Annotated in this window: 17 protein-coding genes; 12 read left to right on the top strand and 5 right to left on the bottom strand. The window is 53.9% G+C overall.

Going from position 1 to position 20492, the window contains the following annotated elements; all coding sequences use genetic code 11:
* Nucleotides 1-24: 24 nt before the first annotated feature.
* Nucleotides 25-1593 (bottom strand): BCCT family transporter, encoded by a 1569-nt coding sequence (locus AV656_RS11120; protein WP_063181965.1) that lies wholly within the window; start codon nt 1591-1593, stop codon nt 25-27.
* A gap of 169 nt (nt 1594-1762) precedes the next feature.
* Between AV656_RS11120 and AV656_RS11115 the strand changes: the two genes are divergently transcribed.
* Nucleotides 1763-2464, top strand: coding sequence for a VOC family protein (locus tag AV656_RS11115; RefSeq protein ID WP_063181964.1), 702 nt, complete (start codon nt 1763-1765; stop codon nt 2462-2464).
* Between the two features lie 54 nt (nt 2465-2518).
* On the top strand, nt 2519-3796 hold the full coding sequence (hflX, locus tag AV656_RS11110; protein ID WP_063181962.1) for a GTPase HflX: 1278 nt from the start codon (nt 2519-2521) through the stop codon (nt 3794-3796).
* 55 nt (nt 3797-3851) lie between these two features.
* Here the strand turns inward: hflX and AV656_RS11105 are convergent, their stop codons facing one another.
* Entirely contained in the window at nt 3852-5447 is a 1596-nt protein-coding gene (locus AV656_RS11105; RefSeq protein ID WP_063181960.1) for a glutathione ABC transporter substrate-binding protein, read from the bottom strand.
* A 204-nt stretch (nt 5448-5651) separates the two neighbouring features.
* Entirely contained in the window at nt 5652-7280 is a 1629-nt protein-coding gene (locus AV656_RS11100; RefSeq protein WP_063181958.1) for a glutathione ABC transporter substrate-binding protein, read from the bottom strand.
* A 322-nt stretch (nt 7281-7602) separates the two neighbouring features.
* Here AV656_RS11100 and nikC point away from each other — a divergent pair, with 322 nt between their 5' ends.
* From nikC to AV656_RS11080, 4 genes are read left to right on the top strand one after another with little or no spacing between them, the layout of a single operon-like run.
* Nucleotides 7603-8496 (top strand): nickel transporter permease, encoded by an 894-nt coding sequence (gene nikC / locus AV656_RS11095; protein ID WP_063181956.1) that lies wholly within the window; start codon nt 7603-7605, stop codon nt 8494-8496.
* Between the two features lie 15 nt (nt 8497-8511).
* A complete protein-coding gene (locus AV656_RS11090) occupies nt 8512-9453 on the top strand; it encodes an ABC transporter permease (RefSeq protein ID WP_063181954.1) in 942 nt (313 codons plus the stop codon).
* A 36-nt stretch (nt 9454-9489) separates the two neighbouring features.
* Nucleotides 9490-10515, top strand: coding sequence for an ABC transporter ATP-binding protein (locus AV656_RS11085; protein WP_063181952.1), 1026 nt, complete (start codon nt 9490-9492; stop codon nt 10513-10515).
* On the top strand, nt 10487-11518 hold the full coding sequence (locus AV656_RS11080; protein ID WP_419865557.1) for an ABC transporter ATP-binding protein: 1032 nt from the start codon (nt 10487-10489) through the stop codon (nt 11516-11518). Before AV656_RS11085 ends, AV656_RS11080 begins: the two co-directional genes overlap by 29 nt.
* A gap of 325 nt (nt 11519-11843) precedes the next feature.
* On the opposite strand, the gene AV656_RS11075 is transcribed toward AV656_RS11080, so the two are convergent.
* On the bottom strand, nt 11844-12905 hold the full coding sequence (locus AV656_RS11075; RefSeq protein WP_063181948.1) for a permease: 1062 nt from the start codon (nt 12903-12905) through the stop codon (nt 11844-11846).
* 121 nt (nt 12906-13026) lie between these two features.
* On the bottom strand, nt 13027-14706 hold the full coding sequence (locus AV656_RS11070; RefSeq protein ID WP_063181946.1) for an ABC transporter ATP-binding protein: 1680 nt from the start codon (nt 14704-14706) through the stop codon (nt 13027-13029).
* Between the two features lie 164 nt (nt 14707-14870).
* Here AV656_RS11070 and AV656_RS11065 point away from each other — a divergent pair, with 164 nt between their 5' ends.
* From AV656_RS11065 to AV656_RS11040, 6 genes are all read left to right on the top strand, one after another.
* On the top strand, nt 14871-15737 hold the full coding sequence (locus AV656_RS11065) for a DUF6612 family protein (RefSeq protein WP_063181944.1): 867 nt from the start codon (nt 14871-14873) through the stop codon (nt 15735-15737).
* A gap of 286 nt (nt 15738-16023) precedes the next feature.
* The gene (locus AV656_RS11060) at nt 16024-16974 is read left to right on the top strand and encodes an ABC transporter permease (RefSeq protein WP_063181942.1); all 951 of its coding nucleotides are present in this window, start codon (nt 16024-16026) and stop codon (nt 16972-16974) included.
* Nucleotides 16967-17917 carry an iron chelate uptake ABC transporter family permease subunit gene (locus tag AV656_RS11055; protein WP_063181940.1) on the top strand — a complete coding sequence of 317 codons (951 nt, stop codon included), beginning with the start codon at nt 16967-16969 and terminating at the stop codon, nt 17915-17917. Before AV656_RS11060 ends, AV656_RS11055 begins: the two co-directional genes overlap by 8 nt.
* Nucleotides 17914-18675: an ABC transporter ATP-binding protein gene (locus tag AV656_RS11050; protein WP_063181938.1), complete on the top strand. Its 762-nt coding sequence runs from the start codon at nt 17914-17916 to the stop codon at nt 18673-18675. The genes AV656_RS11055 and AV656_RS11050 overlap by 4 nt, the downstream gene beginning before the upstream one ends.
* Before the next feature lie 38 nt (nt 18676-18713).
* Complete coding sequence (locus tag AV656_RS11045) at nt 18714-19685, top strand: siderophore ABC transporter substrate-binding protein (protein ID WP_063181936.1); 972 nt, start codon at nt 18714-18716, stop codon at nt 19683-19685.
* 160 nt (nt 19686-19845) lie between these two features.
* The gene (locus AV656_RS11040; RefSeq protein ID WP_063181933.1) at nt 19846-20457 is read left to right on the top strand and encodes a phosphatase PAP2 family protein; all 612 of its coding nucleotides are present in this window, start codon (nt 19846-19848) and stop codon (nt 20455-20457) included.
* Nucleotides 20458-20492 lie beyond the last annotated feature (35 nt).

Raw genomic sequence — 20492 nt, 5'->3', positions numbered from 1 at the left:
CCATAAGACCGGATCGGATCTGTTTTATTTCGTTGTTCGATCGACTTTTTCTTTTTTCGACAGGTTCTCGAGGTGCTGGAAGCGGCGCAGTTCCCGTTTGTTGACCGGCAGCGGTTCTCTCTTTAGAAGGATGATCATGGAGAACATCAGCATGATAAGGATGATGCCAAACGGAAGTGCCGAGGCGAGTGATGCGGTTTCAAGGCCGTTGATGCCGCCCGTAAAGAGCAGGACTCCTGCGATGGCCCCCATAAGAATGCCCCAGATCAGCTTGGCCGGCATCTTCGGATTCAGCGTTCCGCCTGACGTCATGCTGGCCAGGATATACGTGGCCGAGTCGGCGGATGTCACAATAAAGGTAAAGATCAGCAGGATGGCAAGAACCGAAAGCAGTCCCGGCAGCGGCAAAGTCTGGTCGAACATCGTGAAGAGGGCAGTCGTGACGTCTTCATTGACCAATTCCGCAATGTTGGTGCCGTTGTTCAAGTCACTATGGATGGCTGTGCCGCCGAATACTGCCATCCAGAACATGGCGATTGCAGGAGGGATGATCAGCGTGCCGGTGATGAATTCACGGATGGTCCGGCCACGGGAGACGCGTGCAACAAACGCTCCGATAAACGGCGACCAGGCCATGACCCATGCCCAGTAGAAGACCGTCCATTCCTGGACCCAGAGACGGTCCTTGTAAGGCTCCATCCGGAGGCTATACTGGACAAAGTTGGTAATATAGTCACCTAGTCCGACGATAAAGGTCTCAAGGATAAAGACGGTCGGTCCTGCGAAGAAGGTGAAAAGTAAAAGTCCGAGAGCAAGTCCGAGGTTGAGGTTACTGAGATAGCGAATTCCCCGGTGCAGCCCCGTTGTTGACGACAGCAGATAGGCGACCATCATGACGGCGATGATGCCCAGCTGGACATAAGGGGAAATCTCAATGCCGGCGACGGCATTGAGCCCGCCGTTCATCTGGAGCACGCCCAAACCGATTGACGTGGCCATCCCCATGATGGTTGCGATGACGGAGAAAATATCGATCGCCGTCTTGACTGGCTTCGAGGATCCTGTGACCGGCTCGAGGGCAGTCGAGATGAGACCGTTCCTCTTTTTCCTGAATTGGAGAAAGGCGATGACCAGGCCAGTGAGTGTGAACATCGCCCACTGGTGCATGCCCCAGTGGAAAATTGAGTAGCCCATGGCATTCCGGGCGGTTTCTTCCGTCATCGGCTCGAGATCTTCAAAAGCCGGGTTGTACATATGGCTCATTGGTTCGGCTACGCCCCAGAACACAAGGCCCGCACCGAATCCCGCCGAAAATAGCATGGCGATCCAAGTGAAAAACGAGAACTCGGGCTTCTCGTCTTCGGCACCCAGGCGGATCCTGCCGTATTTGCTGAGTGCGAGTCCCAGCAGGAAAACGATAAAGATGAAGACGGCCAGCAGGTAGAACCAGCTGAATGTGTCAATCATGAAGTCGTAGACAACAGAGGCTGCGGAAGCGAATGCATTCGGTACCACCCCACCGACGATGATCAGGGCCAGGATAAATAGTGCGGATACGATAAAGACTGGGTTTTTCCAGTTTGAACTGTCCATGTTCCTCTCCTTCTGTTAATTTGGTTTTTATTATGTAGAGGTTACATAATAGATGTATACCCGAGGGTAACGAAGATGAACGGGGGCTTCAAGGCTAAATCGGAAATTGACGGAAAAGTTAGGACTTTATGACTAAGTTTGTCGAAAAAAATAGAAAGGGGAGAGCAGTTTGAAACTAGATCATGTCGTGTATTTCAGCAAACGGACGCCTGTGGAGGATGCGGCAGTCTGGAAAGAACAGGGAATGAACGGTGCGCCTGGCGGCCGGCATGAGCAGTGGGGCACACAGAATGCGCTCTATTATGCACGGAATGCCTATATTGAAGCGCTGTCCGTCGAAAAACCGGAAATTGCGGAAATGAGCACTCAGCCCTTGGCACGCCTTCTCGTTCATGACCTGACGGCGTACGGTCCTGGGTGGGGGACGATTTGCCTGAGGCCGGGAAATTTGTATCAGTTTGAAAAGAAGTTGCATGAAAAAGGTTTCCGGACAACCGGCGTGCAGGAGGCTTCACGCAGGACGGCATCGGGAAATCTGTTGGAGTGGAAGTTGCTCTTCATTGACGAGGAGATTGGTGATGGTCTGCCTAATCCATTCTTTATCGACTGGGGAGTGGAGGACGATGCAAGGATGGAGCAGTTGCTCGCGTCAGGGACGATGCCAAAAGAAAACCTGGCATCCCACATCACGGAGGCCGTTTTCAGGGTCAGGGAGCCGGAGGCGGCAGCAGGCCGCTGGGCTGAAATGCTTGGACTAAGCCAGCCGAAGGGCAACCGGCTGGTGCTTGAAAATGCCGAACTTGTTTTTAGTCAGGGAGAGGGACATGAGCGCCTGACTGATGTCGCCATCACCCTCGATGGAACGCGCTGAAGTCCTGCAGGAAGGGTATACTGAGCACAGGCAGCCACAACTGGAGGGATTTCAATGGAAGAAATACTGGAACGGGCCGTGCTCGTCGGCGTCCGTCTTGACGACGATGAGCAGTTCGATTATTCGATGGAGGAACTGGCAAGCCTTGCGGAGGCTTGCGGTGTGGAAGTTTCCGGCACGGTCACGCAAAATCTCGAGCGCCCGAACCCGAGCCATTACATTGGCTCCGGAAAGGTGAAGGAGATCCTGATGTTCCACGATGAGACGGATTCCAATCTCGTCATTTTCAACGATGAGCTGTCACCTTCACAGATCCGGAACCTGGAAACGGAGCTTGATACAAAGGTGATCGACCGGACGATGCTGATCCTGGATATCTTCGCAAGAAGGGCAAAAACCCGTGAGGCCCAGCTCCAGGTGGAACTGGCACAGCTGCAATACATGCTGCCGCGCCTCGTCGGCCTGCGCGCCTCGCTTAGCCGGCAGGCCGGATCGACGGGCGGCGGCGTGGCAACCCGCGGGCCGGGTGAAACCAAGCTGGAGCTCGACCGCCGGAGGATTGAAGACCAGATCGCCCGCCTCCGCCGCGAGCTGGAATCGGTGAAGAGCCACCGCGAGACGCAGCGGAAGCGGCGGGTCAAACGAGACGTGCCGGTCGTCTCGCTGGTCGGCTATACGAATGCGGGCAAGTCGACGATCATGAACTCGATGCTTGCAGGCATCGGGGACGGGGCGGGCAGGCATGTGCTCGAGCGGGACATGCTGTTTGCAACACTGGATACATCGGTGCGCAACATTCATCTGCAGGATAATCGGGAGTTTCTTCTGACTGACACAGTCGGATTCGTCGGGAAGCTTCCTCACCACCTGGTGAAGGCGTTCCGCTCGACACTTGAGGAGGCGGCAGATGCAGACCTTCTGCTCCATGTCGTCGATGTATCGCATCCTGAGCACCGCTACATGATGGACGTCACAGAAGACACACTTGCCGACATCGGCATCGAAGGAATCCCGGAAGTGCACGTTTACAACAAGTCTGATCTTGCGGATCTGGAGCATCCAAGAAGACAAGGGAACAGTATCTGGATTTCCGCGAAGGATTCCGGCGACATCAGTGAGCTCATCGGGATGATCGCTTCGAAAATCTTCGGAGACTACGTCCGGGTCAGGCTGCTGATTCCATTCGGCCGCGGAGAGGTCGTCTCGTACCTGAATGAGCATGCAGATGTAAAAGAGACCGAGTATACGGAAGATGGGACACTCATGGACGTTGAAATCAGGGAGGCCGACCGGAACCGCTTCAGTGATTTCCTCGCTCCGCCTGAAGAATAATTTGCAACAGAAAAAACTCCCTCCCGAAAAAAACGGGAGGGAGTTTTCTGTATCATCAGTTCAGCGTGACGTCTTTCAGCTGATAGTAGCCGCTAGGATCGACGCTGAATCCTTTAACATTGTTGGCAACACCGGTCAGGTACTCCTGATGGTGAATATAGGAAATCGGAGCTTCCTCAATCAGAATCTGCTGAAGCTGGTCGTAGATCTCTTTGCGCTTCGCTTCATCGATTTCCGCGCGGCCGGCATCCAGAAGCTTGTCGACTTCGTCATTGCCGTAGAATGCTTTGTTCGCTCCTGTCCCTTTCTGCGAAGAGTGGAAGAGGGAGTAGAGTCCATTGTCAGCATCGCCGGTCGCATTGGACCAGCCCAGCTGGTACATGTCCTGGTCTCCTGCTGTCAGTGTTTCGAGGTAAGAGCCGAACTCCATCTGCTCGACTTTGACATCGATGTTCAGTTCCTTCAGCTTCTGCTGGAGGAGGACGGCGATATCGATTCGCTGAGGGTTGTCATTGGTGATGATGGTCGTCTCGAAACCATCGCCATAGCCCGCTTCCTCGAGCAGCTTTTTCGCTTCTTCCGGATTGTAGCCGAGACCTTCGATGTTTTCATCGTAGGCAAAGGTGCCAGGGGCCAGCGGGCCGTGTGCCGGCAAACCATGTCCGTCATAGATGCCGTTCACGATTTCTTCGTTGTCGATCATCATCGAGATGGCTTGGCGGACGCGGACATCATTGAACGGTTCTTTTTCTGTGTTGAAGCCGACAAACGACAGGGCGCGGGAAAGCTGCGTGTTGACGGTTCCGTAATCACCGCTTTCGATCTGTGCCACTTCGTTCGGCTGAAGCGGGTCGATGATATGGGCATTTCCGGTTTCAAGTTCTGCAAGGCGTGTCGCGCTTTCAGGAATGACCTTGAACGTGACGGAGTCCACCTTAGGCGCGCCGTCCCAGTAGTCTTCGTTATTCACGAGCTTGACTGCGACGCCCGGATCCCAGCTTTCAAACTTGAAGAATCCGGTGCCGACCGGATGCTGGTTGATGGCCGAGCCCGGCTCTTCACCGTTTTCCATCGCGGCATAGTCTTCATCGATCAGCTTGGGGCTGATGATGGCACCGCCGGAGTGGGACAGGTGGGAGAGGAGCGGAGAGAACGGATAAGCTGTCTTGAACTGGACGGTGTAATCGTCGATGACTTCAACACTCTCGATCATTTCATACAGATAGGCCTTGCCGGATGCGACTTCAGGGTCGCGTACACGGTCGAAGGTCTTCTTGACCGCTTCAGCGGTGAAGTCTGTGCCGTCGTGGAATTTGACTCCTTCACGGAGCTTGAACTCCCAAGTCGTCTCATCGATCGTATCCCATTCTGTTGCCAGGCTTGGGACGATTTCATTGTCTTCGTTCAGTTCGACAAGGGTGTCGAACAGGTTATTGTGGATATTGTTGGACGGAACATCGTTCGAGCCCTGTGGGTCCAGTGTCGAAGCATCGGACAGGACTGCCAGGACCAGGTCGCCTCCTGTAGCTGTTCCGTCATCACCGTTGCCGGTTTCAGCGCCGGTGTCTTCCTGGCCGCCGCCTGCACATGCCGCAAGGAACATGGACAGTACGAGAGTCAGGATCAGGAGCAAATGTGATTTTTTTCTCATGGTGTAATCCCCCTTTTCTTACCGCTAATTATGGCTAATGCGATATTTCTGAAATATATCACACAAACTTGAGGTGAACAATAGGGATTCACCGGCCATAAACAGGCAAAAATGAAGAGAGCGTTTGCAAACCTGCAAAGTTCATGAGTTCCTCCTATCAAAACAAAAGCGCCTTCCCGCAATTGCGGGAGGGCGCTTTTTGGATTACTCGGACAGAGTGACGTTCTTCAGCTGGTAGATACCGGAAGTGTCGATATCAAAGCCTTCGACGCCATTTGCAAGGCCTGTCAGGTATTCCTGGTGGTGGATGTAGACCATCGGTGCGTCTTCGATCAGGTGTTCCTGAACCTTGTTGTAGATTTCCTGGCGGGCTTCAGGATCTGTTTCCTGGCGGCCTTCGTCAAGGAGTTTGTCGACTTCAGGGTTCTCGTAGAACGAGCGGTTGCCCGGGTCACCCTTCTGCGACGAGTGGAAGAGGGCATACATGCCGTAGTCCGCATCGCCTGTCGGGTTGGACCAGCCGAGGATGAACATGTCATGCTCGCCGGCAGCCGTCTGGTCGAGGTACGTACCGAATTCCATTTGTTCGATCTTGACTTCGATATTGACTTTCTTCAGCTCTTGCTGGAGAAGGACCGCTGCGTCGACGCGCTGCGGGTTGTCGTTCGTCCAGATGCTTGTAGAGAAGCCGTCAGCGTAGCCGGCTTCTTCAAGCAGCTTTTTCGCTTCTTCAACATTGTACTCGATCGGCTTGGCGTCTTCGTTATAGCCGAAGATTCCAGGTGCCAGAGGACCTTTCGCCGGGATGCCGAAGCCTTCGTAAATGCCGGAGATGATGTCTTCCTTGTTTACGAGCATCGAGATCGCCTGGCGCACGCGAACGTCGTTGAAAGGTTCTTTTTCCGTATTGAAGCCGATATACGAGAGGCTCGAAGATGGCTTTTGGTGGACCGTTCCGTTGCCGGAATCGTTGATCTGCTGAACTTCATTCGGCTGAACCGGGTCGATGATGTGTGCGTTGCCTGTTTCGAGCTCGGCTACACGTGTCGCTGCTTCAGGGACGACCTTGAATGTGACGGAGTCGACCTTTGCCGGTTCGTTCCAGTAGTCTTCGTTTTTCACGAGTTTGACCTCGGAACCTGGGTTCCAGCTTTCAAACTTGAAGAAGCCGGTGCCTACAGGGTTCTCGGAGATGACGGAACCCGGTTCTTCGCCGTTTTCCATAGCCGCGTAGTCCTCTTCGATGGACTTAGGGCTGATGATGCTGCCGCCGTTATGGGACAGGTGGGCAAGAAGCGGTGCGAACGGATACGCTGTCTTGATCTGGACAGTGTAGTCGTCCACGACATCCACGCTCTCAATCATCTCGAAGAGGAAGAAGCGAGGAGATGCGATTTCAGGATCGCGTACGCGGTCAAGGCTTTTCTTGACTGCTTCTGCGTTGAACTCTTCGCCGTCATGGAATTTAACGCCTTCCTGGAGCTTGAACTCCCAAGTTGTGTCGTCGATTGCGTTCCATTCCGTCGCAAGGCCAGGCTCGATCTCGTTGTCATCGTTGCGGTTGACAAGAGTTTCAAAAACATTCGCCTGGATGTTGGAGGACGGAACATCGTTTGATCCGGCCGGATCAAGCGAAGAAGCATCGGAAAGGACTGCGAGAATGAGGTCGCCGCCTTCGCCGCCGCCTTCAGTTGTGCCCTCTTCGTCCTTGCTGCCGTTATCAGTGCCACTGTCGGAAGCGCTGTCATCTCCGCCGCCGGCACACGCCGCGAGGAACATGGAGACGACGAGCAGCAGGATCAAGAGCAACAATGAGCTGCGCTTATTCTTCATGCAAATTCTCCCCCTATTATGTTGTTTTGATATTGCGCAATCGACCGCAATATTCAGAAAGAATATACCATATCAAAATGTTGATGACAATAGCCGCCCGGTGAAAACGCTATAGAGTTGATATAAATGTATGAACTCTTTCGCGCTTCAACCCAGTAGAGAGGAAAAAGGTAATTTAATAGTATCAAAAATTATTATATTTTTGTACTTTTCCGTATTTAAATTCATGTGTCGAATTTGCACTATTCATGGTAGACTATCGATTATAGATATTGAGAAAAAGGCGGAATTTCATTGCCGTCTTGGGGAAAGAGGGATTACTATGTCTGAGCAAACAGCCGGAGCCACCGGGAGTGAAAAGGCTTACAATCCTCGTCTCGAACTCTACAAGGGCTTTTGGAAACGGTTCAAAAAGAACAAGTCGGCCCTTGTAGGCGGGATTGTTGTGCTGTTTTTCATCTTGGTGGCCATCTTCGGGCCGATGCTTGTCAACACAGACCCGAACGCCACGGACATCACCAACAAGCTCCAGCCTCCGTCCGCGGAGCACTGGTTCGGGACTGACAACTATGGGCGAGACATCTTTTCCAGGATTATCTACGGGACGGGCCTGACACTGATTGTCGGGTTCGTCTCGGTGATGATCGGCGGAATCATTGGTGTCCTGTTCGGAATTATTGCCGGTTATTATGGCGGTAAAATTGATACGGTCATCATGCGTCTGATGGACGTCCTGTTAGCCTTCCCGGGGATTCTCCTCGCGCTCGCCATCGTGAGTGTACTCGGCGGCAGCATCCAGAACATGATCATCGCAATCGGGATTTTCTCGGTCCCGGCTTTTGCGCGGATCGTGCGCGGATCCACTCTGTCGGTCCGGAAACTTGAATATATCGACGCCATGAGGGCGCTCGGTGCTTCCGACTTCAGAATCATCTTCAAGCACGTCCTGCCGAACGTTCTGTCACCGATCATCGTCCAGGCAACGCTCCGAATCGCGACTGCGGTCCTGACTGCCGCCGGACTGTCATTCCTCGGCCTCGGCGCGCAGCCGCCGACACCGGAGTGGGGCGCGATGCTCTCTGCCGGACGTTCGTACATGGCGGAGTCGCCGCACATGATTCTGATTCCGGGGATCGCCATCGTCCTCGTCGTACTTGCATTCAATATCTTCGGTGACGGGCTGCGCGATGCGCTTGACCCGAAAGCGAACAAATAAGGAGGGAGAAGCGAAATGCTAAAATACATCATCCGGCGGGTCCTTCAGACCATTCCGGTGCTCATCGGTGTCTCCATTCTCGTCTTCTCCCTGATGCATCTGATCCCGGGCAACCCGGCCCAGATCATCGCAGGGGAAGGTGCATCGGAGCAGACAGTCAGACAGATTGAGGAACGGCTCGGCCTGAATGACCCGATTCATGTCCAATACTTCAACTATATGAGTGGCGTCCTTCAGGGCGACCTCGGCAATTCCGTCCGGAGCGGCCGTGCCGTTTCGGATGAGATCGCAGCCCGCTTCTGGGTCACGGTGGAATTATCATTCTATGCCACCGTCCTCGCCGTCTTCCTCGGACTGATGGCGGGGATCATCTCGGCCGTCCGGCGCTATACGCTGGCCGACACGGCCATCATGATTGTCGCGCTGTTCGGCCTGTCCATGCCGAACTTCTGGCTTGGCCTTGTGCTCATCGACTGGTTCGCCATCGGCGGGGACTGGCTGCCGGAGTGGGCGAAGTTGCGCCCGTCCGGCTGGGGCGACAGCTGGCGGCAGGTCATCCTGCCGGTCATCACGCTCGGAACGGGCGGCGCGGCGATCATCGCCCGCATGACCCGGTCTTCGATGCTTGAAGTCATCAACCAGGACTATATCCGGACTGCACGGGCCAAGGGCCTCACCGACCGAATCGTCACGTACCGGCACGCGCTCAAGAACGCACTCATCCCGGTCGTCACGGTTGTCGGCCTTGAATTCGGCGGCTTCCTCGGCGGCGCGGTCCTGACAGAGACGATCTTCGCCATCAACGGCATGGGCCGTCTGACGGTACAGGCCATCACCCAGCGGGACTTCCCGATTGTTCAAGGTGCCGTACTGGTCCTCTCAGTCCTGTTCGTCTTCGTTAACCTGATCGTAGATATCTCATATAAATTGCTCAACAAGCGGATCGACCTGAACTGATCGGTCCCGGCCAACGGCCTAAGGAGGAAAGAACAATTGGAAGAAACGATTTTGGATGTGCGCGGCCTGCGCACCTCTTTCTTCACGGACGAGGGGGAAGTCAAAGCCGTTGACGGCGTGAGCTTCTCCGTCCCGAAAGGTAAAACATTAGGAATCGTAGGCGAGTCGGGGTCCGGCAAGAGTATCACTTCTCTGTCGATCCTTCGGCTCCTTGCGGAAAACGGCAAAGTGGTCGACGGTGAAATCCGTTATAAAGGCGAGAATCTCCTTGATTTCTCGGAAAAGAAAATGCGGAGCATCCGGGGAAACCAGATCTCGATGATTTTCCAGGAACCGATGACTTCACTGAACCCGGTCTTCACGGTCGGCCAGCAGATTTCGGAATCCCTAACGACTCACCAGGGCATGAATAAAAAACAGGCAATGGCCAAATCCGTCGACCTGCTGAAGCTGGTCGGCATCCCATCTCCGGAAAAGCGTGTCACGCAATATCCTTATGAACTGTCCGGCGGGATGCGCCAGCGTGTCATGATCGCGATGGCCCTGGCCTGCAATCCGGAGGTTCTGGTCGCGGACGAGCCGACAACCGCGCTCGACGTGACAATCCAGGCACAGATTCTGGGCCTCATAAGGGATCTTCAGAATCGCCTCGGCATGTCTGTGATTCTCATCACCCACGACCTCGGCGTCGTTGCGGAAACGTGCGATTATGTCGCGGTCATGTATGCCGGACAGGTGGTTGAATACAGCGATGTGCGGACACTGTTCCGCAAGCCGCGTCATCCGTATACGGTCGGCCTGCTGAAATCGCTGCCGCGTCCTGACGCGGATCAGGAAAAACTTGTCCCGATCCATGGCATCGTTCCGTCACCGTTCAATATGCCGAAAGGCTGCCGGTTCTCGCCGCGCTGCCCGGCGGCAACAGACCTGTGCCGCGAAAAACTGCCTGATCTGTTTGATGACGGGGAAGGCAACCAGGTACGCTGCTGGATCTATGATGAAGAATGGCCAGGGCCGAAGGAGGTGGATGTCTTTGGAGAAAAGAGAATTGCTCAAGGTTGAAGGACTGAAGCAGCACTTCCCGATCAAGGGCGGCTTCTTCGGCCGCACGGTCAACCATGTCAAGGCAGTCGATGATATCAGCTTCACTGTCTATGAGGGAGAAACCGTCAGCATCGTCGGTGAATCCGGGTGCGGGAAATCCACAACCGGCCGCGCCATCCTGCGACTTGAGGAGCCGTCTGACGGCAAGGTGTACTTCGAAGGCACCGACCTTGCTTCCCTGTCCACATCGGAAATGCGGAAATACCGGAAGGATCTCCAGATCATCTTCCAGGACCCGTATGCCTCGATCAACCCGCGCCAGTCGATCTCGGATGTCCTCAACGAAGCGATGGAAATCCAGAACGTGCTGCCGAGGAAGGAACGCCGCAAGCGGATCATCGAACTGTTGGAGACGGTTGGGCTGAACGGCAGCCAGGCGGACCGCTATCCGCACGAATTCTCGGGCGGCCAGCGCCAGCGGATCGGCATCGCCCGTGCGCTGTCGGTGAATCCGAAACTCATCATCTGTGACGAAGCCGTTTCGGCGCTGGACGTCTCCATCCAGGCCCAGGTGCTGAACCTGCTGGAAGAGCTGCAGGATGAGTATGGTCTGACCTATCTGTTCATCTCCCACGACCTCGGCGTCGTCCGCCATATTTCGGACCGCGTGATCGTCATGTACCTCGGGAAAATCATGGAGATCGGGGACAAGCACTCGATCTTCGATAGCCCGAAACACCCGTATACGAAGGCGCTCCTGTCAGCCATTCCTGTGCCGGATCCGGAGCGGGAGCGGGAACACATCGTCCTCCGGGGCGACGTGCCTTCTCCGATCGACCCGCCGACGGGCTGCCGCTTCCACACCCGATGCCCGTTTGCCCAGGATAAATGCCGTGTCGACGTGCCTGAACTCAAAACACACGATGGCATGAAACAGGGCCACGAAGCCGCCTGCCACTTCGTCGAAGAGATCGAAAGCGGACTGCTCAAACCAAACTACATGGAAACCGCATCTTTTTAATAGAAGAAACTCTGAAACCCGCTGCCGGGAAGGCAGCGGGTTTTTCTTATGGGATGGGAGTCGGCATAAGGGGAGGAGTTGCAATAAGGAGTGTGGAGTTGCAATAAGGGCCGGCGAGTTGTAACAAGGGCCGGAGATTTGAAGCAAGACCGTCAGATTTGGAGTAAGGCTGCCTAATTTGGAGTAAGAGCTGCCAATATGGAGTAAGGTGCCCCTGACTTGGAGTAAGAGCCCCCCGATATGGATTAAGGAGTGCCCCAATCAAAAATCCCGCTCCGTCACCCGGAGCGGGATTTCCATTAACTCATAACACTACGATCCACTATTACAGTACCCACATGCCGACGAGCCCGCATAGGACGCCGAGCAGGATGACCGCTCCGGCGACGAACCAGAGGACTTTCCTCGGGAACGCGCCGGAGACGAGGATCAGTGACGGCAGGCTGATGGCCGGCAGGGTGATAAGAAGGGCGGCGGCAGGTCCGGTGCCAAGCCCGGCGGACATGAAAGTTTGGATGATCGGGATTTCCGCGGCGGTCGGGATGACGAACAGCATGCCGCCGATCGCGAAGAGCAGGATCATGAGCAGCGTGTTCCCGGATGCGCTGTCAAGCAGCGGGAAGAGCCATGGGCGGACTGCCGCAATGAGCAGAACCGAGATAAAGTAGGCCGGGATAATGAAGAGTGCCAACCTGCCCATGCTCTTTAGCCAGCGTGAAAGGAAGCTTCCTTCTTCCGGTGCAAGCGCCGTTTCCGCTTCTTCCACCTTCCGGGCGAGTTCTTCCGGAGCCGGCTGAGGGGCGAAGCGGTTCGCCAGGTAGCTGATTCCGAATACGAGCACGATGCCGAATACGGCACGGAGCAGCGTGAATTCCCAGGAAAGGACGAACGTCATGAAGATGAGGACGGCCGGGTTCAGGACGGGATTGCCGAGCCAGAAAGCAAGGGCCGCTCCGATTGAGACGTTCTTTTTCCGGAGGCCTGCTGCCACGGGGGCCGCACAGCAGGTGCACATCATGCCCGGAAGGCTCGTCAGGCCGCCGATGGCCGTACTGCCGAATGATGTCTTTCCGAGAGTGCGCAGAAGCCAGTCCGACGGAATCAGCACCTGGACGAGCGAACCGAGGACAATCCCGAGAACAGCCGCTTTCCAGACCGCCAGGAAGTACGTGACCGTGTAAGACCATGTGCTTTCCCAGGAGAATGTTCCGGCATCTGCCGGATCCCCGAGAATCGAATCACCGATTGACTGGGTCGTGATGGCGGTGATGCTTTTATCAACATATGGAAGCCACTTTACATAAGCAAGGCCGATAATGGCAACGAGCAGGAAGATGGCTACATATATAATCGTCCGCTTTCTGTCGGACGCATGGGTGGTGTTCAACGTTCAGGACCTCCTAAAAAATGATAACCGTAATAGTATACCACTCCAATCTGAATTCTTCTATGTTGAGAGCGTGGCGTGAAATGAAAAATCCCCTGCCCTCTTCGGGCAGGGGGGTGAATCAGGCTTCCTGGAACTGGATGTTGTGGAGGTTGGCGAAGACGCCGCCTTTGCGGACGAGTTCATCATAGCCTCCGTCTTCCGCAATGCCGTCCTTTGTCACGACAACAACACGGTCGGCGTTTCGGATCGTTGCGAGACGGTGGGCGATGACCAAAGTCGTCCGGTTTTCGGACAGCTCCTCGAGGGATCTTTGTATGATCCGCTCCGTCTCGGTGTCGAGGGCCGAAGTGGCCTCATCAAGGATAAGGATCGGCGGGTTTTTCAGGAACATCCGGGCGATGGCGAGCCGCTGTTTCTGGCCGCCGGAAAGCTTGAGGCCGCGCTCGCCGATCTGCGTTTCGTAACCATCGGGAAGATCGGAGATGAACTCTTCCAAATGGGCCTTGCGGGCGGCCCGGTAAACTTCCTCTTCAGTCGCACCGAGTTTGCCGTAGGCAATGTTTTCAAAAATGGTGCCGGTGAAGAGGAACACATCCTGCTGCACGATGCCGATCTGTGAGCGCAGTGACTTCATCGTCATGTCCCTCACGTCGATGCCATCAATGGTGATCGCCCCGCCGTCGACGTCATAGAAGCGAGGGATCAGCGAGCAGATGGTCGTCTTGCCGGCACCGGACGGCCCGACAAACGCGACGGTCTGCCCGAAGCGGATGGACAGGCTAATGTCATTCAGCACCGGCTTGGATCCGTCATACCGGAACGACACCCGGTCAAAGCGGATGTTGCCGTTCAGCCTGGAAACTTCAACGGCATCCGGACTGTCGATCACTTCCGGCTCCTCATCCAGCAGTTCACGGAACCGCCGGAATCCGGCCATGCCTTTCGGATACATCTCCAGAAGCGCCGCGATCTTATCGACCGGTTTAATGAGCACATTGACGAACAGCACGAAGCTGACGAGCTCACCATAGGACAGCCGGCCGTTAAAGGTGAACCAGGCGCCCACCACGAGGACAAGCAGTGTAACGAGCCGGGTCATCATGTACATGCTGGAGTGCGTCCAGGCCATCACTTTATAGGCTGCGATTTTAGCCAGCCTGAAACTTCCGTTGTCTTTCCGGAATCGCTTCATCTCGAATGACTCGTTCGTGAAGGACTGCACGACCCGGACCCCGGACACGCTGTCCTCGACGCGGGCATTTACATCGGCAATCCGGCTGTACATGTTGCGCCATGCCTTGTTCATCTTCGTGTTGCAGAATGTGATCACTGCGACGAGGAACGGAATCATGACGATCGTGATCAGCGCGAGCTCCGGATTGATCGTGTACATGATCGAGAACGCACCGATGATTGTCATGATGGCGATGAAAATGTCTTCCGGTCCGTGATGGGCAAGTTCACCGATATCGAACAGGTCGTCGAAAAAGCGGAACGACTGGCGCTGTACATGATCGAACAGCTGCTGCCGCATGTCCGTTTCAATGTTCACTCCGAGCTTGTGGCCCAGGTAGGAAACGACAAACTGCAGGAACGTGCTGAGGAGGTAGACCCCGAGCAACAGCAGGCTGATCCAGACGATCCGGCCCCAGTCGCCGGTCGGGAGCAGTTCATCGATGAACCACTGCACGGCAACGGGAAAGGCGAGCTTAAGCAGTGCGACGAAAACCGCGCTTGAAAAGTCGATCATGAACAGCCGCTTATGCGGTTTATAATAAGAGAAGAATTGCTTCAGCATGGGACCCTCCATGAAGATATTTCGATTTCCGTTATTATAGCCGAATTAAGAAGAATTCGGAAGAGGGATAGGACTTTCGTTGGGTTTCTTCAAAAAAACGGAACTTTACCACGAATGTTGCCGTATTACGGACTGTACCCAAACCAGAGAGGCGGTAATTCTATATGAAGAAACTCTTGATGGCCATGGCGGCCGGAACCCTGACACTCGGTCTGGCGGCGTGCGGCGAAACGGCCGAGCCGACGGAAGGCACCCCGGAAGAAAAGCAGAGTGACCTGACGGCAGAGGAAGTCTATGAAAAAACGCTGAGTGCTTCCCAAGAGATGAAGAGTGCCGAAGCAGCTGTCGAAATGGACCAGAAGATTTCAATCCCTTCCCAGGAAGTGGAGATGAACACAAACACCGACATGGATATGCAAATGACACTTGAGCCGCTCGCGCTGCATCAGAAGGGCACCATGTCCATGAGCGCCCCGGACAATGAAGAAATGTCGATGGAGATTGAAGCCTATGTGACCGAAGACGGCACGATGTACATGCTTGACCCTCAAGCAGGACAGTGGATGAAAATGACCGGAGCCATTCCTGGACTGGACCAGCTGACCCAGCAGCCTGAGCCGTCGGAACAGCTTGAGCAGCTGCAGGAATACGCCAAGGATATGAAGTTCGAGCAGAACGAGGACGAGTACATCCTGAAGCTGACGGCCGACGGCGAAAAGTTCAACGAGCTGATCAAACAGACGCTTCAAGAGCAGCTTCCTCCCGAAGCACTCGAGCAGATGGGCGAAGAAGAGCAGCAGGCCCTCGAAAACATGAACATCAACGAACTTGAGTACGAGATTTATGTCGATAAGGAATCGTTCAACATGACCGCGATGAATATGGTCATGTCGATGACGATCGAAGAGCAGGGCGAGGCAGTCAACATCGACATCGACTCGAAGACAGCCTACTCGAACATCAACGGCATTGAGAAGATCGAGATTCCTCAGGAAGTCATCGACTCTGCCGTCGAAATTCCGCAGCAATAAAAAGATCAGCAAAAACCGCAGCCGGCCGCTGCGGTTTTTTTGTATGTACTCAAGGTTGAAGCAGTGGATTTTTGACCGAGCGACAGGGAAAAACGACTTTCTGAAAAAACTAACTTCGGCAGTAATATATCAGATGATAATCATTCTAATCTAAATGATAATCATTTTCATTTAACCTTTGACTTCCTGATAACGCGTGCTATAATAACAATTGCAAAGGGTTGAGAATGATTTTCAACAGAACATTCTCAATTGCCTTTCAAATCGCAGTGCATCGGGGATAGCCATGAAGACACGTTATATGATTGCCGGGCTCGTCATCCTATCATTCTTATCATTGTTCGTAGGGGCGAGCAGCATCTCACCAATGGACCTCTTGGATTGGAGTTCCGAAGAAACCCAAATATTCTTGATCAGCCGTGTGCCGCGGCTCGTTGCCATCCTGCTTGCAGGGGCGGGCATGAGCGTTGCCGGTATGATCATGCAGCAGTTGAGCCGGAATAAGTTTGTTTCGCCGACTACAGCAGGGACTCTGGATGCGACCCGCCTCGGGATCCTCGTTTCCATGCTGCTGTTTACGAATGCGACGATACTCGAGCAGATGGCCATCTCGTTTGTATTTGCCCTCGCCGGAACACTCTTGTTCATGCAGATTCTGGAGCGCATCAAGTTTAAAGATGCGATCTTCATTCCGCTGGTCGGACTGATGTTCGGGAACATCTTGTCGTCCCTGACGACATTCTTCGCCTATCGGTCGAATGTGATCCAGAACATCTCTTCCTGGTTGCAGGGGGATTTCTCCATGATCATGTCCGGACGCTATGAACTGCTTTATATCAGCGTCCCGATCCTGGTTCTTGCCTACCTGTATGCCAACCGCTTCACGGTAGCCGGAATGGGGGAGGACTTCTCCAGGAACCTCGGCCTCAACTACAAGTTCGTCGTGAACTTCGGATTGATCCTGGTTGCATTGATTACTGTAACGGTCGTCCTCACGGTCGGCATGATTCCGTTTCTCGGACTCATCATCCCCAACATCGTCTCCATCATCAAGGGAGACAATCTTGAGAAGACTTTGCCGCACACGGCGCTCATGGGAGCAATTTTCCTGCTCGTCTGTGACATTCTCGGACGTGTGCTGATTTATCCATATGAAATTTCCATCAGTTTGATGGTCGGGGTCATCGGCAGCGGCATCTTCCTTTACCTGCTGTTCAGGAGGAAAGCCTATGCGTGATTCCACAAAACTCATTATCCTGTATGCGCTGGCGGCGCTGTCTGTCGGTCTGTATCTGTTCCATGACCTCAACGGCAGCTATGACTACGCCCTCCCGAGAAGGGGCGTCAAGGTTGCGGCAATGGCCGTGACCGGCATCGCAATCGCCTACGCAACGGTTGTCTTCCAGACAATCACCCAGAACCGCATCCTGACGCCAAGCATCATGGGGCTGGATTCGCTCTATATTCTGATCCAGACGCTCATCATCTTTTTCCTGGGCTCAACCCATATAACGGTCGTCAACAAGCAGGTCAACTTCATCCTGTCTGTCGCGGCGATGATCATTTTCGCACTGCTGCTTTACCAGTTCCTCTTCAAGAAGGGGAACCGGCCGGTCTACTTCCTGCTGCTGGTCGGGATTATCGTCGGAACATTTTTCGCAAGCATCTCGACATTCCTTCAGGTGCTGATTGACCCGAACGAGTTCCTGACCGTCCAGGATGCAATGTTCGCCAGCTTCAACAACGTCAATGCAGATCTGGTCTGGCTTTCGATTGCGGTTGTCGCCGTCTGTATCGTCATCGGATGGCGCCAGCTGAAGATTATGGATGTGATCTCGCTTGGACGGGATATCTCCATGAACCTTGGCGTACCGTATGACAAGATGGTGCGCGGCACCCTGATCATGTCGGCAGTGCTGATCGCCGTATCCACTGCACTTGTCGGTCCGATCACCTTCTTCGGGCTGATCGTCGCCAATCTGAGCTACCAGTTCATCAAGTCTTATAAGCATTCCATCACGATTACGGCTGCAGCCGGCCTGAGTATGATTCTCCTTATCGGGGGACAGTGGGTCGTCGAGCGTGTCTTCACCTTCTCGACCACTCTGAGTGTTGTCATCGAATTCGCAGGCGGCGTGTATTTCATCTATCTACTACTTAAGGAGAGTCGATCCGCATGATTCAAGTTCGTGAGCTGTCCAAGTTTTATGGCAAAAAAGCCGTCGTCGAAAAGGTTTCGGTCAACATACAGCGTGGTCAGATCACTTCGTTCATCGGACCGAACGGGGCGGGTAAGTCCACCCTGCTCTCTATGGTAAGCCGCCTGCTCGATGCAGACACGGGAGAGGTTTTGGTCGACAAGGATGATGTTCGCAAGATGAAGTCGAACGACTTCGCCAAGCGTGTGTCGATTCTGAAGCAATCCAATTACATGAATGTCCGCCTTACGGTCCGGGAACTCGTCTCATTCGGACGATTCCCGCACTCGAAAGGACGTCTGAACGAAGAAGACATCCGCATTATCGACCAGGCGATTGAGTATATGGAACTGGGAGATATGCAGGACAACTACCTGGATGAACTGTCCGGGGGCCAGCGCCAGCGTGCGTTCATCTCGATGGTCATCGCCCAGGACACTGAGTACGTCCTTCTCGATGAGCCGCTCAACAACCTGGACATGAAGCATTCCGTCCAGATCATGAAAATCCTCCGCCGTCTCGTGGATGATTTGGGCAAGACGGTCATCATCGTCCTTCATGACATTAACTTTGCGTCGGTTTACTCCGACCGGATTGTGGCGCTGAAGGACGGCCGTGTCATCAAAGACGGGCCGACCGAGGACATCATCAATTCCGAATCGCTCAAAGAAATCTATGACATGGACATTCCAATCAAGCAGATGAGCAACTGCCGGATCTGCGTTTACTTTAATTCCTGATATCAGTTAACTTCAGAATGAAAGCAGAGGGATATACGATGAAAAAGTTGACATTCTTTGCCGTACTGATGGCATTTCTCCTGATCCTTGGCGCATGCGGCAACGACAGCGCTGAAGAGAACAAGGAAAACAGCGGTTCCTCAGACGGCGCAACCGAAGAAACAGCGGAAGATAGCAATGCAATGACAATCGAGCATGAGCTCGGCGAAGCGGTCATCGAGGGAACACCTGAAAATGTCGTGGTCTTCGACTACGGAATCCTTGATACACTGGATGAACTTGAGGTGGATGTAGCGGCGCTTCCAAAGGCGACTCTGCCGTCTTACCTTGAACAGTATGAGTCTGACGAATACACCAATGTCGGCAGCCTGAAGGAACCGGATTTTGAAGCAATCCATGCACTTAAGCCGGATGTCATCTTTATCTCCGCCCGCCAGGCTTCCCTATATGACCAGTTCGCAGAGATTGCGCCAACGGTTTATATTCCGATTGATGAGATGAACTACGTTGAGTCGTTCAAGGAAAACATGAATACGGTCGCTGAAATCTTTGGCAAGGAAGACCAAATGACTCAGGAGCTTGAAGAAATCGACAGCCGTATTGCCGATATCCAAGAGAAGACTTCAGCAACTGAAGAGGAAGCGCTGATCGTTCTCGGTACGCAAGGCAAGGTAAGTGCTTTCGGTCCGGCATCCCGCTTCGGCCTGATTCACGATGTGTTCGGCCTGAAGCCGGCGGATGAGGGAATCGAGTCTTCGAGGCACGGCCAGAACATCACATTCGAGTATATCCTCGACACAAACCCTGATCTTCTGTACGTGATCGACCGTGACGCTGCAATCGGCGAGGATTCCAGCGTAAAACAATCGTTCGAGAACGACCTTGTTCAGAAGACGAATGCTTACAAGAACGACGAGATCCACTACCTGAATGCTGAATACTGGTACCTCTCCGGAGGCGGCCTCCAATCGTTGAAAGAGATGATCTCCGAAATCGAAGGAAGCCTCTGATCGGTCCGCAAACACCCTGCATAAAGCAGGGTGTTTTTGTTTGCCGAAAAAATAGGGGGACAGGCAGGAATCAGGCTGAAACGGGAATTGATATTTTTGGGTATGCCTCCAGCCACCAGTGGTAAAATGAAGGAAAGTTTGAATTGCCGGGGGATATCGGATGAAAAAGAATAATAAAGGAAAAGTCGTTGCGGCAATTGCTGCAGCGATGTTGTTTATCCTGCTTGCCGTTTTCTATGAATCTGCGCCGATGCAGGCGTTTGACAGGATCTTATCCGATTGGTTCAAAGACGCATCGTTTTTGCATCCGTTCAGTTTCCTGGGCAACCCATCAACAATTGCCACAATCTGTTTTGTGGTGATCGTTCTTCTTCTGATCAGGCGTTCGCCGCGCGATGCGCTGTTGATCGTTCTGGCGGTGGGTGTGGGATACGCGATAAATGAGTGGCTGAAAGAGTGGTTTGGGCGTCTCAGGCCTGAGATGCCCGGGCAGCTGGAAAGCTATAGCTTCCCATCCGGCCATGCGCAGATGGGACTGCTTTATATCAGTTCAATCGTCCTGATTGTCATTCGGAGGATCCAATCTTCATCCTGGCGAAGAACAATCCTGGCCGTTGGTGGTGTTCTGATAGCGGGTATAGGTCTTTCCCGAATTGCCCTCGGGCGACATTATGCAACGGATGTGCTGGCAGGCTGGGCAGCCGGCACAGCCTATCTGCTTCTGCTGGTAATCCTGTTTTCTTTCTGGAATAGGAATCGCATCCAATCTTGATCGGGGAAATCCCTTATTGTTAAGGATTCGGTGCT

The organism is Bhargavaea cecembensis (assembly GCF_001619585.1).
Taxonomy (GTDB): Bacteria; Bacillota; Bacilli; order Bacillales_A; family Planococcaceae; genus Bhargavaea; species Bhargavaea cecembensis_A.
The sequence above is the reverse complement of the archived record's forward strand: the minus strand, read 5'-3'. Positions and strand labels throughout refer to the sequence as shown.